This is a genomic window from Roseburia sp., assembly GCF_041325975.1.
GTDB lineage: Bacteria > Bacillota > Clostridia > Lachnospirales > Lachnospiraceae > Roseburia > Roseburia rectibacter.
The window spans coordinates 12,095-25,933 of sequence record NZ_JBGLEJ010000004.1; the positions used below are offsets into that span (position 1 = coordinate 12,095).

The window sequence follows — 13,839 nt, forward strand, 5'->3', positions numbered from 1 at the left end:
ATATATTTTGCAAGGTATTTTTTGCTTTTATATAGAGCCTGTCTCATCAATAAACTGCTCGAATATCTTACGTTTAATAAGTATCTTATTTCCTACCATAAGTATGTAGTCTGCTGTCGGATTGTTCGCCACCAGTTTACGAAGATTTTTCTCTCCAATGTTGAAGTACTGAACTGCCTCTTTGATTGTGAGATTATACTTCTCACTTGTCATTAAATATTCTTTTTCTGTTTTCATAATGATTCAAAATCCTTTCTATCGGATTTTACTGAATCATGTTGCACCTCATCTTTTGCAGTCCGACACGCAAGGCATCGGACTGCCATTTGCTTTTTTACTTGCTGACTACTGTATTTGTTTGTTGCTTATGCAGAAAAGGTAAACAGCTTCTTCTTTTCTGCATTGGTTGTTGTGAATGTTGCTTTGGTTTCATCAAGTGCGCTCTGAATTGCTCCAAACAATTCATTGATTTGCTCTGGTGAGTAGGTGTAGTATTTCTTGTTTGAGAGTTTTTGCAGCTTCTCTATCTCTGCCATCACCTTTGAGGTCTGGTTCTCTGCTTTTTCCTTGAAGCGTGCTGACTTGTCTGGCTGTGCCTGTTGTACTGACTGGGTTGCTTCTGTGCTTACTGTTGGTGCTGGGGTGTTTGTTGTTAAACTGTCCATATTATTTTCCTCCATAGATTTGTTTTATTTATACTGCTTTTCTCTTGTTGCTGTAGGTACCTTACACTTGCAATATACCACTAAAATTGCAAAATGTAAGCGAAAGTGAGTGTAGAAAAAATCTGCTCTGTTGGCTGTATTCTACACTCTTAAAATTCACAAAAAACAAATGACATAAACTACTTAAGCATAAGGGTATGTATATTTTTCATGATGAGTCTGTTGTGCAATTTGACTAACACAAAAAAAATAGCTACAATTTTCTTTGATATATCTGCTCCGAAATAGAAAATTGCATCAGAGTAAACTTCTAATGCAATCATCTGAATTTTTTACTATGTGATTTTGTGTCAGTATCTACTTGGGTTATTTTTTGAATTATTTGCTGGTGGTGTTTATTTACTGTTTTTTATAGGCACTTATGCTATGGTAATTATAAGTACATTTTATCTCACTATCTATTTATTCTCCCAAACCGCTATTTTTCTATTATTTTCATGCTGATTTTTTATAAAAATAAATTGTTTAGCAAAAATATTGATTCACTTTTTCTGTTTTTTCCATATTTTTTTCTTTATTGATTTTTTCAAAAATCCACATTTTTATAAGTGATATAAAAATCTGCTTTTTCAGAGCCTTCTCACTAGTCCTAGAAACTGTAGCAATTTTAGGTTGTGATAGACAAAAGAAAAGCACTACCGCTGGGGTAATGCTTTTGCATGTGTTGAATTGTATTTAGTTTTGAAGTGCTCTGCGCAAACGCTTTTTGTAGGCTTGTTCTATTTCATCATAAAAGTCTACGTCTGCTCTCCAGTCTCCATCTACTGGTACTTCTGCAAACATTACATTGCAACACCTTCCATCTGGATATATCATTGTTAAACCTATTATGTTTCCTCTTCGGAAACTCTTGAATCTTAATCCCATAGCAACTGCCTCCTTTATGCTTACTTTGTCTACTCTGCAACTAACTGTTCTAATTTTGATTGCTCTGTTGGCTGTTGTAGCTGTGCTATTTGCATTGCTTTATTCAAGCGTTCCTCATACGCAGATAAGACTTTATCATAGCATTCCATATCTGCCCTCCAGTCTCCTCCTTGTGGCATCTCCATTGTAATGACTGTTTTCTGCTCTCCTGTTGGGATAACCATAGAGATGTTGATTTTACTTTTCTCTTTGTAGCCTTTGAATTTTACCTGCATGGTTCTGCTCCTCCTTATCAAAAATATTTTTTCTTTCTTCTCAATATAAAGTGCTGAATACTGTCAGGAGTTTTTACTTTGCAGCATTTCTTCATGTTAATTTGCTTAGTAACTGTATTGATTACATTAACAAATGTATTTCCATACTATCAGCAGTATTTTTTTGTTTTCCTCGCTTTGAGTGGGTGTATATATTAATTTGAATCAAATGCCTACTTTATCGGTCTAATCAACAATGATTCCAAACAATACTAATCTGTGCTATTATGAATCTATAAAATTGTGAGCGAGGAAAAAGTATGGCAGAACATTTCAAGCTGGAAATTACAAACAGAAGTACAAAGATAACCACATGGACTGGTGTATCAGACGATTTTGCAAATGAATACAAAGAACGCTTAGGGGTTGATGATAGCTTACCAGACGATTATATCCCTGCACCCATGAGTGATGCACTAAAGACTGTACTGACTCCATTTCCACCTGAAAATGATAAAGATAATAAAGAAAACGATAAACAAAATACTCTTAAAAGTTCTGCCAAAAAGAATACTGGCAAATATGCAACCTACAACTATGCAAAGCGTGTGAAGAAAAGACGCTCTACCTTTAAAACCCTTGCATATATCAATTTTATAATTCCAAATGTACAATTTGTCACACTGACTTTTGACAGTCGAATAGTTAATAATGCAAATGACCTACAAACTTGTCATAAAGCATTCCAGAAATTTATCAAACGTATACGACACCAATATGATGATTTTCGGTATCTCGCTGTGTTCAGCCGACAAACCAATAAGAACTGGCATTATCATATGATTTGTAATTTTGATGAAACAGTATCTGGCAAAACTATTCATGACCTCTGGACTTATGGTATTGTTCATAATACTGTGCTTACAAAATATGATGAATTTGATACAAAAGTCTCCTACTGCGTTGATAATATGGAGCGTAACTCTTGGGAAGAATTGCAGGGCGAAAAAGGCTATCTAAACTCAAAAGGCTTGCAGAATAAAATTGTGCTAAGGTCTTGGAATGAAAAAGAAGCTGATATGGCTTATGAATATCTGCGTCAGATACTGCAAAGTGATGATATTCCTTATCCGCTTCATAGTGTCAATAAGAAAGGCAAACTGCCTTCACTATCTAAAGCTTATGATATAAACTATCTGGTTTCACATAAGGGATTTGCAGAGCTGTTTGCCAAGCCCATTGTTGCGAAAAAGAAGTGATTGTTTTTAATATAAATATAGTATGAATATGACCATAGCTGTCACATGTGAATTGATTTTATCTGATGAATTATGATTGTATTTTATATGTGTCTGTTGTTCTAAAAATGTGCAAAAAAATAAACCCTACTGGGTCATTCACTACAATATCATTAATGGTGAGAGCAGTGCTGGTGTCAAATCTGTAGGATGAGGATGTGGTTGAACATATTCCAGCTGAACCAACTGTTGCCTTATAAGTAGTTGACATATCAGGTGACTTGTTTATAAATCTAGTTGCAAAGGTTTCATTATACTCGGTACCAGATTTGCGTGTGCCCTGTGGGGTGTTGGCTGATTTAAAGTTATATGCTGAGTCATATGCCAAGCTCGTTAAGTAGGATATTGCTCCACCATTTTTCCAATCTGCTAAGGTGAGGTGATCTTGCCCTCTAAACAATACTGTAATGTAATTGAAGTTACTGATTGATTGGGTGTTTTGTGAGGTTCCTGAACGTGTACTGGTGTTGTCCTTATAATATTTGTTGCTGGTGGTTATGGTGTTTACTGCTGGCTGGTTGTAGGTGATGCTATTATTTTTAGAGACTACTGCTTTGTTGATGGAGGAGGTATCAAGGGTGATGCCTAGGCTGGTGGTGTTGTCTGTCCATTGCCATGAGGTACATGGGGTATCATAACATGAGTTGGAGTGGGAGTGTCTTACTCCTGAGGAGCCTGCATCATATCCTGGGGTTCCTGGGGTTCCAGATGCTTCTCGTGGTTCTTCATCCCATTCTTTACTACAGTTTAGATGGTGTCCGTTACCTCCATGGGATGTGCAGGATGTTTGGGTTGGGGCTGATGCTGTCCATGTGAAGTTGTGGGTGAATAAGGATGAGGTATTGGCTGGTCCTGTACCATCAAGGAATGTAACTCGCTTGGTGATTTGGGATTGCTGGAGCTGGAAGTCATATGGTTGAGAAGGATTTGGATTGACTTCTGTTTTTTTGAAGAGAAGATAAACATATTTTACCCCATTGTCTACGTCTATCTCTATTTCCTCTGCTGAGTCACCACTTTGTGTTGCTGATATGGAATAAAAATTGTCCTTTATATTGAGTTCTCTGTTCGTACTGCTTGCTTTCCAACCCTCTAACACATAATCACTTTCAGTATCTATTACAATATAATTGGTTGTACCCTCTTGTTTGTATGAATGGTAATCTTTGGCTTCTGTAATTACCGTACCATCAGATGCCAATTCCTCTGTGTAATAGAGCTTTCTGATTATGCAATCTCCATCCGTAGCTGCTGTTGGATCTGGTGGTTCTGTGTTTCCTGGTGTTCCATATGCTTCCCAATAAGTATGAATTGGTGGAAGTGAAACCTCAATAACTGCAAAATTCCAACCTGTACTAAGCATCTCTTGATTTGTTACGTCCTCACCCGCTTTTGAAGCTGCTGGAATGCCAAAATGTTCCTCAGATGTATTAAAATACTTTGCACAGGATTGTAACCATTTATAGTTAGCTGTTCCTGTAGCTCCATGACGTTGAGTTATATCTACACCCAAACGATTAAGCACTGTTACAAACTCTTTTTCAGTATAAAAGTATTTTATTATTGAAAGTTTAGCTAATTCTTCTTCATCTGTTATGTCTGGATAATTACGATGCGCCCAAGTTTCTCCATAACTGCGAACTACATCCATTCCGTCCTTAACTATATACATTGCCATACCATACATACCCTCAAAGCAGACTGAATATTCGTTGTGGTTGACTTTGTCAAATGCATTTGGTGCATACTGCTTTACTAAATATTGTGCATTTGTAAGTATACGACCTCCATCTGTTACATCTGAGTCACCCTCGAGCCATGATTTGAATGCAGAACCGCCATCTGTCCAATCGCCAGAGTTTTGTAACAATGAACAATACTGTGCCCTAAGACTACTTACTGATGTGTTAGCTAGTCTTCCACTGCCAGATTGAGTTGTAATCATCGACTTCCATCTATCGCCGTTTTCATCTACATAATTATTATATAATATTGTTTGAGTACCATCTACTACCGTGCCGGTTTCATTATCTACACAGTAAAAGAGTACTCCTGTTCGGGTATTAGAACCGCCCCAATAAATACGTCCCGGAATGTAAATGTAATCCTCAGAACTACCATCTATATCCCATTTGACTGTACTGCCACCTGTTGCTTCGTCATCATCTGCATATGCTTCGATGGGATCCGATGCATACAGTGCTGTGAAAATAAACAGTATTGAAAATAAAATACTTAGCAGAGTGTATTTTATTTTAGAATTGTTTGCTTGTTTCTTTTCCATGCTGCTCCTCCTTAAAATAATGAAAAATATAAATTTACTTTTCTTTAGGGAATGGCATGAAAAAATGCACCCACAAAAAATGGAGTGCATTAAAAAATCTAATATTAAAATAAGTATACTTTTTTGAGAGGATGACCTTAAAATAATTCCTTTATCAAATCTTCATCAGATAATGATTTGCCATTTGTATCTACAATATCTATCAGTGTATTATCAACTACTGTCTGTGTATACTCTTCCACATTCTCATAAGTTCCAGCCAAATATACAGATATTTTCCCATTATCATCAGAAATCTTTAATAACCTAACTGGTTGATTATCTCTGGTATCTATATTCAACTTATGATTTACTGCATCAATTTCATAGATCATTTTATCAAACATTGTAGCTGATAATATCAAATGACAGTTTAAATCTTTCATATCTGTAGCTACAATCGGCATATCCTTAAAAACAAGTTCCCCTAGTCTAAAATCCACTCTATATAAGGAACCTTTTGCCTTTCCCCCAAAGCCGCCAAAAGTAACCTCTTCCTTTTCCAACTTTGCTCCTAACTGCTGTAATAGCTTGCCATCAGAAGTCCAGACCGGAAATAGTGCCCCTGTATCTAATAACGCTCTACATCCATTAAACCAACCTAATTTAACAACTGGTCTCCTTGATGTGGCATCTAATTGTAATGTCAATTGCATTAAAGAACACCTACCAATCCCAACTGCAAGTTATTTTCTGTAGTATACCATCCAATTATACCATCCGTTCCTGCTATCTGCATAGCAAGGAGTTCTTCTTTGGTTTTCCCTATGTCTACTACGTCCGCTGACTCAAGTGTTATTCCATCATCATTTTTATATTTGACATTCTTTATGCCTAGCCACTGATTCGGATATTTTTTTGCCATTTGCTCTCTAGTTAATCTCTCTGCCATAACGAAAACCTCCTATCTATTTTTTTCTATTATAACGCAAAAATAGGCAATTTACAAATTAATGCATCTATGCTTTTAAAAATTTTATGAAAAATTTTTCGTTTGGTTACTTTATATTAGAAACGCACCTACCTTTGTATGAAATGGTGCGTTTCTTAATAAAAATTATTGCAGATTAGTCTCCGTTGTATATACCCAAAATCTCTTGAAACTGAGAATATGTTAAATCATATACTGAAAATATATCGTTATCAAGGATATACTGAACCAATGCCTTACCAGATGTGATTTCGTTATATACATCGCCCGTTGGCAATATCATAGAGGAATAATAAACTTTGCCTGTGTCGGTGTCATACATTACTGTATAGCCTTTGTCTGTGGTACGTTCCTGCAGTATTGTACCCTTAGGGTCATATCCTGTATCTCCACCATATGGTAAATCATTTAATCCTTTACCTGCTGTATCTGTACCATAAACTGAAAAGTCATCAAAATAATTCTTATAGATATCCCAGTTTGCTTGATGATCAGAACGACTATCTGGGTAATCCCCCTGCTCTACTATTTCAAAGCTTGATGTTGTATCATCTACTACTATATTATCATCTGCCGTAGTGGAAGTTGATTTAGTTGTATTGTAGTAAACTTCTGCTGCATCAATGAAAAGGGTGATTGCTTCGGATTTGGTGATTGCTTCATCCCAGTTGAGGTTGTCCTCTGTTATGAAACCAAGTGCAACTGCTCTTGCTAATGTCTGGTACATATCTGTTGGTAAACCATTTTCTACGTTGTTAATTGCTTCTTGTAAGGAAATGTCTCCACCATCTTTTATTGTGGTTAATTTTACATCTGTTGATAAGCTTTCATCTTCTTTTCCTGCTTCTTCCATACGCTGTGCATAGGTATCACCATAAATGTATTTGGCTAACAGGTAAATGTATTCGCCTCGTGACATTGTGGTGTTGAAGGTTTTGTCATTTAAACCAGTTGAGGTGTTGAGGTAGGTGTATTCATTCATTGGTGCGGCAAAATTGGTATATTGCGTTTCACCTACTGCTTTTATGAAGTCTGCATCTTCTTCTGGGGCTTGGGCTTCGTTGACTGGTGTGGTTGCTCTCATTAACAATGCCATTGCTTGTGCTCTTGAAATGGTGGCATCTCCATCAAACTGTCCATCCTCTTGGTCTGGTAATAATTCAAAGTAGGCATTGATTACCGCTGATACACCTTGGTTTTCTTCAATGTCTGTGTATTCATTGTTGGCTATTTCTTCCAGCTTCTCGATTTGCTCTGCATCTCTGATGTAATTAATTGTGAAGCTGGTGTTGCCTAATGCATTGAATAAAGTATTATTCTGGTTTCTATCCCCATTTTCATCGGTGTATACTACACCACTTTTTGTTCCATCCTCTTCTGTTGTTACACCGATAAGCTCCTCAAAGGCTGTTCTTAATTCTGGGTGTGTCTCTAAACTAGATAATTGCAACCATGGGAGCAACTCGACTTTGGATTCCTCTGTGTTGCTATCATAATCGGGGACTGCATATTCCAGTTCTATTTCAGTGGATTCTTGGAGCATATTGTATGCATCTTTCTTGGATGCTGATGCGCACCCGAAAAGCTGTGATGCAATAACTAGCATGGTAATTGTGGGAATGATTACTCTTTTAATTTTCATGTACTTGCCACTCATTGTGTATGTACCTCCTGTTTAGATAATGAGCGAGGGCATCTTTACGATGCCCCCTAAACTTAAAAATGAACAAATTAGAAACTACTTCTTTTTATTAAACTGCCTTTATTTATGCTTAGCTCTTTTTATTGCCTGTGCAACATCTTTTATCAAACTTGATATTTCCCCTATATTTTCAAGAAAGCTAATCTTTCCAAGGCTGTCAAATAAAGTCAAATTAAGTTTTTCAATATTCAACAATGAAAATGATACATGCTCAATTTTTATATCCTCTGATTTTTGTTTCAAGTACTCTTTAAATAATTCAATGTATTGTTTGCCATCCACTGTCAATTCATCACCATTATGTATGTACCCATAATATCCTAATACATTTGCTATTCTGCTAAAGTCCTCTGGACTCATAATGCCATTATTATTAAGTATCTCTTTTATTCCGCCAGCTGGTATATTATCTGGATGTACCCTATCAAATGTTTCAATTTCATCAATAATTATTAAAAGCTCTAATTGCTCTGTTGTTAATGCCTGTTGTGTACCCATAGTTTATCCTCCACTGTTTTCTACTTACTGTATTGAAATATTCGTATTAGTTGCATTTTACTACTTTTAGCAGTATTTAACAACCTATTGTAGCATATAACTAGATAAACTGTGCATATAACTGTGGAGGTCTGGTTATGCTTGAAAATTTAGGGTACAAACTGAAAACTTTGCGTGTTAGAAATCAGCTTTCAAGAAAGCAAGTTGCTGAATTAGTTGGTGTGTCTGTAAGCACCATTGGTTTATATGAAAGTAATGAGCGACTTCCCTCCCTTCCCGTGCTTGTAAAATTGGCTGGTCAATACAAGACCTCTGTAGACTATCTTCTTAATATTGATACAAGCGATAAAAACTCTCTTTCCCTTGATGGATTGACTGATAAACAAATAAAAGCCTTAAAAATGACTGCTGAATGTTTTCGTAATTCTAATTGATATGCTTTAGCAGTTCTAAGCTTGACTTCAGTATCTTTTCTATGATAGATACAGTTCTGATTATGTGTTCATCATCCTCATTCGCTGAGAGTTCAACTTCAAGGAGCTGCAAAATATTCAATGCATCTCTTATCTGCTCCTCTAGGTTTTCTTTTAATTCCTGATGTTCCATGAATTTTACTCCTTTCCCCTTTGTGGAGTTGGATGGTAACGCTGGAAGATGGGGATTGCAAGGTATTTTTGCAGAGAAAAAGCAGTAGTCACTTTCGGCTACTGCTTTTCTGCTTTTTATTTCTGCTTAATTTAAGATGGTTTCAAATTCATAGGCTCCATCTTCTACTGCTGATGGTGGCAAAACTATGTCTCCATTGTTACTGTCATCCGGAAGTGTTGGTTCTAAAAATAGGATGCTATAAACACTTGTTGACTCTTGGCTGTTCCAATATTTACTGTAATAGTAGCTTGGCTGGGTACAGGTAAACTTGATTGCATATACCGATGTACCTGTGGCTGATTCTGGATTGCTAGTCTTGTAACTCTTTTTAGTCCCTATATACTGTGGTATTGCGAAACTACTTGTTGTGCTTGAAAAGTTATCTATTGTATATTCGAATTTATCTGTGGTGTTTAACTTGTCAAACCATGTATTGTTGTTACCATGGGTGTATATATCTAGTATTCTAGAATCTGCTGCTGTGCTAAACTTAATATTTGAAGCTCCTTTGGCACTTACTGTGTAGGTTACTAAATCCTTGTTGGTTACGTTAGTACCTATTGTTGCTGAATTTACTGAGGCTGTTGCACTGCTTGGGATATCTGTACTTCTGGTGCCACTTGGTATTTTGAAATTTCCTAAGGTTGTGGTGACTGGAACATCACTTGTCAACTGCATCACTCCTGAGTGCTGTGGTGCTGATAACTGTACTGTCATTTGTAGAACTGGCTCCCAGACTGCATAAAGGGTTGTGTTATCTCTTATGGTGTAATTCTCTGTTCTTGATAGTGAATAAACATCAAAGTTACTGTCTGGAACTGTGGCATTTGGGTTTAAACTGTATCCTAGGAATCTGTACTGTATTCCATTGGTGTCTGTTTTGGTTAGCTTGTTGTTTATGCCTTTATTCGCGCTGATACGATTATTTTTAAAGCCTCCATAGTATGTTTTTATATCAAATGTGTGATTCAATTCTGAATTGTACATTGTGTAATTTAATACCTGATTGGCTGTACTATCATTGAATTTTCCACCATTAAAATTAATAGTGAGGGTAATTGGTTTCTTCCAGATAGCATATAAATCTAGTACTGCTCCATCTGTATTTTTCAAATTACTTACTGTTTGACCATCAATGTAGGTTGCTGTTTTCTGTGTTGCTGATGTTCCCCAGCCAATAAACTCATAACCTTTTATATAATTTACACTGTTGTACGTTGCATTATCTGGTCGTGTAAATTTATTTGGTGTGAGTGTTGCTGGCAAATCATATGTAAATTGCTGTGTATAAGAGCCTTGGGATGTATTCCAGTTGCCATTACCATTAAATCTTACTGTGTAGGTGATTGGCTCTGCATTTGCTGTGAATGTTTTATCTCCATCTACTGTAAATGAATTACTTATATTAGAATATGTCGTAGTTCCTGTCCAATTTATCCATTTATAACCAACTGTTAATGTAGCATTAATGGTTGCTGTTTGTCCATAAAAATAAGTTCCTGCACCTGTCACAGAATCAATGCCAGTGCCTTTATATAAGGTAACTATATGTATATTTCTATAAACAGAAACATACTTTGTATTTGCACCTGTTACAGTATAAGAAATGCTTGCCGCTTTATAGGTCGCATCTGCTGCTCTTGACCACGCAACTGTGGAACCATATAAATAATTTGCATTTATTACCTCTGAATAATTGCTCCATGTGCCATCTGCATTTTGATAACGTACTTTTACTATTTGCAAATATATATTTCTATAAACAGAAACATACTTTGTATTTGCACCTGTTACAGTATAAGAAATGCTTGCCGCTTTATAGGTCGCATCTGCTGCTCTTGACCACGCAACTGTAGATCCATAATTATAATTTGCATTTATTACATCTGAATAAATTCCCCATGTGCCATCTGCATTTTGGTAACGTACTTTTACAATCTGCTTATAGGGAATTGGTGTCCAATTTGCTGTTATCGTCATATTACCTGCTTGATTTTTTGTAAAAGTAGTAGATGTACCATTATCTGTTTGGGTTATGCCATCACCAACTACTGTCCACCCATCAAATGTATATCCTGTCCTAGTTGGATCACTAATTATAAATGTTTTACTGTCACATGTCATTTTTACATAGGAATTAGCTGTTGTATTTTTCGTATATGTAACTGTAAACCCTTGAACATGGCTTTGACCACATGAGCCCCCAGCTACTGCATTTGAACCAACAGCTCCATATACACCATTTTTATATCCCTCTCCTGCTCCCTTTCCTATCCCAGAAGTCCATAAACCCGAACTACCTGTAAAGCTACCGCCATATGTCTTCGTATATTTTAAATCAAAGTCTATGGAGTTTGCTTCTGTTGTTTTATCAGCAGTACTAAGTGGTGCACTTTTTCCTTTTAATGTTCCATGCCCCTTCCATGTATTAGGAAGTCCGGCATATTCATAGTGATAAACTGTTCCTGCTCCACCGCCTGCTGCATAGATTGAATGACCGCTAAACTTAACATATGAACAACTTCCTCCATCCCCATAAACTGCTTGATAGAAATCCCTTACGCCATATTCAGATCCACCATTTTTATATACATCAGTTCCTGTTCCACCAAATTGATTTGCCCCACTAACATCGTTAAATGCAGCTATCTTTGGTTTTGTTACATCTTTACTCGTCGCTCCTGCATGAAATGTCAGCTCTTTTCCTTTTGATATTGATACTGAATTAGATTTTATCGTTACACCATCTCCACCCTGCGCTGTTCCTATGCCTGTAATGGTTGCTGAACCGCCTTTTCCACCTTGAACCTCAAAATGATAAGTTCCTTTTATATCTATTGTCTGCTTTCCTGTAGAAAATGACTTTGTTTCTCCAATACCAATTAACGAGCCAAGAGATTTTGACGTGCTGCTTGTTATTGTCGTTCCATCAATATGTGTGGCTGAACCACCATTAGGATCTATAGTAAGCGTTTCAACACTTGATGAACTTCTCAAAATATTAGCAACTTCGTTTGAACCAGTGACATTCATTGCATATGCACTCATACCACAAAGCGCTATCATTAAACAAAGTGCTTGTAATATTCTTTTTTTATGTTTGCTTTGCTTTCTCATTGCTTTTTCTCCTCTACAAGATAGGTATTTTTAACTCATAATGTTTTGCAATACATAATAAGTCTTTTGCAGATTAAAAATCGGTCTCTTTGCACTTCTGAAATTTACTCGAAAAATTTTAACCCCTATGCTACTACACTATTTAACAACAATGCATCCTACTGAAATGCACCTATGCTGCTTGCTATCGTTCAGAAGTCTGTGAAGAAAATTTACCCTAGATTTTCAATCACCCATACAAACTTATCATTTTTTGATATTGCTGGAATCACTTATCATGCCCTCTGAATGTAGCTAAAATTTTTAATATGTAATAGCAGGGATGTAATTACTGAATTTTTCAAGTGTTACTGATTGCTTTTTTATTGGTTTCATACTCTTTTACCCTTCGGTAAAAAGTATTAGCTTTTATGTTGAGTTCCAACATGGCTTGTCTGGCTGTAATTTCATTTGCTTTCCATCTGGTGTAACTTATTACAAACTGCTCATTGTCTATTTGGATTGGTTTCCTGCCCTTGTATACACCTTTTGACTTTGCTATTGCTATTCCTTCTGCCTGTCGCTTCGCTCTTTTTTCTAGTTCCACCTGTGCTAACTGTGCATATACCTCAATCAATAAATTAGTAACCATTTCTGTTACCCAACGATTACTCTCATCTACCTCATGTAACGTTGTAGGTATTTCCAAGATACGAACTATGATATTATGCTCTTTAAACCACATTAGTTCTTTCTTGATTAAATCTGCATTTCTACCAAGTCTGTCAAGTTCCTCCACAATTAACTCAATGGGTTCGTTTTTCAAGCTGGCTTTGGAAATATGCTCAAGAATGACTTTCATTTCCTGATACTGCTCACGCTCAAAATCTTTGCCTGTTTTCTTATCAACAAATATGTTGTTATCTGATATATCTGGTGCAAATTGTTTTACTGCTATGATTTGTCTGTCTATATTCTGGTCTGTTGTAGATATTCTACAGTAGGCGTATTTTAGTGACATGGGTTTGTTTCCTCCTTGCTCTGCAATTTTTTAAGTTCTTTATTGAGATAATAGATTTTCATATGCAAATAATGATTACAAAGCACTGTTATTATTGCGCAGTTAACTATTATCTTGGCATATGAAAAATTAAATTTTATTGCAATAGAACTCAGTAAAGTTAAACTGCCTATCATTAATGCAATGAAATTTCTAAACACTTTTTTCTTTTGACGCTTAATGCTCTCTTTTGCCTGCTCCATGCTTTTTCCTTCCTCTCTCATAAAAAAATAATTTTTCTTATAATTAATCTCAATGCTACTTAGGATGTATAAACCAAATTGCCACGCTTGCCATATTCTGTTTCAATAAGATATCTGCTTTTCTTGAAATATTTCAAAATTGCAAATCATAGCCTCTTGACATACTTTTGTATATCCTTTCTGCTAAGTCACATGAGTATACCCTATTGAAACAATCGAGTAGGAGGGAAATCT

15 protein-coding genes are annotated in these 13,839 nt (G+C 36.1%); 2 read left to right on the forward strand and 13 right to left on the reverse strand.

The window, feature by feature from the left end:
• Positions 1 to 27 precede the first annotated feature (27 nt).
• From ACDD58_RS03440 to ACDD58_RS03455, 4 genes are all read right to left on the reverse strand, one after another.
• Positions 28 to 237, reverse strand: coding sequence for an excisionase (locus ACDD58_RS03440; RefSeq protein ID WP_370775794.1), 210 nt, complete (start codon positions 235 to 237; stop codon positions 28 to 30).
• A gap of 128 nt (positions 238 to 365) precedes the next feature.
• Positions 366 to 665, reverse strand: a complete 300-nt coding sequence (locus tag ACDD58_RS03445) for a hypothetical protein (RefSeq protein ID WP_370775797.1) — start codon at positions 663 to 665, stop codon at positions 366 to 368.
• A gap of 735 nt (positions 666 to 1,400) precedes the next feature.
• On the reverse strand, positions 1,401 to 1,592 hold the full coding sequence (locus ACDD58_RS03450) for a hypothetical protein (RefSeq protein WP_370775798.1): 192 nt from the start codon (positions 1,590 to 1,592) through the stop codon (positions 1,401 to 1,403).
• A gap of 29 nt (positions 1,593 to 1,621) precedes the next feature.
• Positions 1,622 to 1,867: a hypothetical protein gene (locus ACDD58_RS03455; protein ID WP_370775801.1), complete on the reverse strand. Its 246-nt coding sequence runs from the start codon at positions 1,865 to 1,867 to the stop codon at positions 1,622 to 1,624.
• Between the two features lie 299 nt (positions 1,868 to 2,166).
• Between ACDD58_RS03455 and ACDD58_RS03460 the strand changes: the two genes are divergently transcribed.
• Positions 2,167 to 3,105 carry a hypothetical protein gene (locus ACDD58_RS03460; RefSeq protein WP_370775804.1) on the forward strand — a complete coding sequence of 313 codons (939 nt, stop codon included), beginning with the start codon at positions 2,167 to 2,169 and terminating at the stop codon, positions 3,103 to 3,105.
• Positions 3,106 to 3,175: 70 nt separating this feature from the next.
• Here ACDD58_RS03460 and ACDD58_RS03465 read toward each other — a convergent pair whose 3' ends face one another.
• The 5 genes from ACDD58_RS03465 to ACDD58_RS03485 all read right to left on the reverse strand — a co-directional run bounded on the left by ACDD58_RS03465 (position 3,176) and on the right by ACDD58_RS03485 (position 8,598).
• Positions 3,176 to 5,428 carry a hypothetical protein gene (locus ACDD58_RS03465; RefSeq protein WP_370775806.1) on the reverse strand — a complete coding sequence of 751 codons (2,253 nt, stop codon included), beginning with the start codon at positions 5,426 to 5,428 and terminating at the stop codon, positions 3,176 to 3,178.
• A gap of 137 nt (positions 5,429 to 5,565) precedes the next feature.
• A complete protein-coding gene (locus ACDD58_RS03470) occupies positions 5,566 to 6,123 on the reverse strand; it encodes an aspartyl protease family protein (protein ID WP_118599677.1) in 558 nt (185 codons plus the stop codon).
• A complete protein-coding gene (locus ACDD58_RS03475; RefSeq protein ID WP_118599679.1) occupies positions 6,123 to 6,359 on the reverse strand; it encodes a hypothetical protein in 237 nt (78 codons plus the stop codon). Before ACDD58_RS03475 ends, ACDD58_RS03470 begins: the two co-directional genes overlap by 1 nt.
• A 175-nt stretch (positions 6,360 to 6,534) precedes the next feature.
• Positions 6,535 to 8,055, reverse strand: coding sequence for a hypothetical protein (locus ACDD58_RS03480; protein WP_370775810.1), 1,521 nt, complete (start codon positions 8,053 to 8,055; stop codon positions 6,535 to 6,537).
• A 105-nt stretch (positions 8,056 to 8,160) separates the two neighbouring features.
• The gene (locus ACDD58_RS03485; RefSeq protein ID WP_370775813.1) at positions 8,161 to 8,598 is read right to left on the reverse strand and encodes a hypothetical protein; all 438 of its coding nucleotides are present in this window, start codon (positions 8,596 to 8,598) and stop codon (positions 8,161 to 8,163) included.
• A 137-nt stretch (positions 8,599 to 8,735) separates the two neighbouring features.
• On the opposite strand from ACDD58_RS03485, the gene ACDD58_RS03490 reads away from it, so the two are divergent.
• Positions 8,736 to 9,032, forward strand: coding sequence for a helix-turn-helix domain-containing protein (locus tag ACDD58_RS03490; protein WP_370775816.1), 297 nt, complete (start codon positions 8,736 to 8,738; stop codon positions 9,030 to 9,032).
• Here ACDD58_RS03490 and ACDD58_RS03495 read toward each other — a convergent pair.
• The 4 genes from ACDD58_RS03495 to ACDD58_RS03510 form a co-directional block, all read right to left on the reverse strand.
• Positions 9,025 to 9,204 (reverse strand): hypothetical protein, encoded by a 180-nt coding sequence (locus ACDD58_RS03495; RefSeq protein ID WP_370775818.1) that lies wholly within the window; start codon positions 9,202 to 9,204, stop codon positions 9,025 to 9,027. The two genes, ACDD58_RS03490 and ACDD58_RS03495, sit on opposite strands and share 8 nt — an antisense overlap.
• Positions 9,205 to 9,330: 126 nt before the next feature.
• Positions 9,331 to 12,363: a hypothetical protein gene (locus ACDD58_RS03500; RefSeq protein WP_370775820.1), complete on the reverse strand. Its 3,033-nt coding sequence runs from the start codon at positions 12,361 to 12,363 to the stop codon at positions 9,331 to 9,333.
• A gap of 340 nt (positions 12,364 to 12,703) precedes the next feature.
• Positions 12,704 to 13,363 (reverse strand): recombinase family protein, encoded by a 660-nt coding sequence (locus tag ACDD58_RS03505; protein ID WP_370775822.1) that lies wholly within the window; start codon positions 13,361 to 13,363, stop codon positions 12,704 to 12,706.
• Positions 13,354 to 13,605, reverse strand: coding sequence for a hypothetical protein (locus tag ACDD58_RS03510; RefSeq protein ID WP_176934751.1), 252 nt, complete (start codon positions 13,603 to 13,605; stop codon positions 13,354 to 13,356). Before ACDD58_RS03510 ends, ACDD58_RS03505 begins: the two co-directional genes overlap by 10 nt.
• Between the last annotated feature and the right edge of the window lie 234 nt (positions 13,606 to 13,839).

Coding starts and splice junctions, on each gene's coding strand:
- ACDD58_RS03445 (WP_370775797.1), bottom strand. CDS start 665: ATGGACAGTTTAACAACAAACACCCCAGCACCAACAGTAAGCACAGAA.
- ACDD58_RS03475 (WP_118599679.1), bottom strand. CDS start 6,359: ATGGCAGAGAGATTAACTAGAGAGCAAATGGCAAAAAAATATCCGAAT.
- ACDD58_RS03505 (WP_370775822.1), bottom strand. CDS start 13,363: ATGTCACTAAAATACGCCTACTGTAGAATATCTACAACAGACCAGAAT.
- ACDD58_RS03465 (WP_370775806.1), bottom strand. CDS start 5,428: ATGGAAAAGAAACAAGCAAACAATTCTAAAATAAAATACACTCTGCTA.
- ACDD58_RS03455 (WP_370775801.1), bottom strand. CDS start 1,867: ATGCAGGTAAAATTCAAAGGCTACAAAGAGAAAAGTAAAATCAACATC.
- ACDD58_RS03460 (WP_370775804.1), top strand. CDS start 2,167: ATGGCAGAACATTTCAAGCTGGAAATTACAAACAGAAGTACAAAGATA.
- ACDD58_RS03500 (WP_370775820.1), bottom strand. CDS start 12,363: ATGAGAAAGCAAAGCAAACATAAAAAAAGAATATTACAAGCACTTTGT.
- ACDD58_RS03490 (WP_370775816.1), top strand. CDS start 8,736: ATGCTTGAAAATTTAGGGTACAAACTGAAAACTTTGCGTGTTAGAAAT.
- ACDD58_RS03485 (WP_370775813.1), bottom strand. CDS start 8,598: ATGGGTACACAACAGGCATTAACAACAGAGCAATTAGAGCTTTTAATA.
- ACDD58_RS03440 (WP_370775794.1), bottom strand. CDS start 237: ATGAAAACAGAAAAAGAATATTTAATGACAAGTGAGAAGTATAATCTC.
- ACDD58_RS03495 (WP_370775818.1), bottom strand. CDS start 9,204: ATGGAACATCAGGAATTAAAAGAAAACCTAGAGGAGCAGATAAGAGAT.
- ACDD58_RS03480 (WP_370775810.1), bottom strand. CDS start 8,055: ATGAGTGGCAAGTACATGAAAATTAAAAGAGTAATCATTCCCACAATT.
- ACDD58_RS03470 (WP_118599677.1), bottom strand. CDS start 6,123: ATGCAATTGACATTACAATTAGATGCCACATCAAGGAGACCAGTTGTT.
- ACDD58_RS03450 (WP_370775798.1), bottom strand. CDS start 1,592: ATGGGATTAAGATTCAAGAGTTTCCGAAGAGGAAACATAATAGGTTTA.
- ACDD58_RS03510 (WP_176934751.1), bottom strand. CDS start 13,605: ATGGAGCAGGCAAAAGAGAGCATTAAGCGTCAAAAGAAAAAAGTGTTT.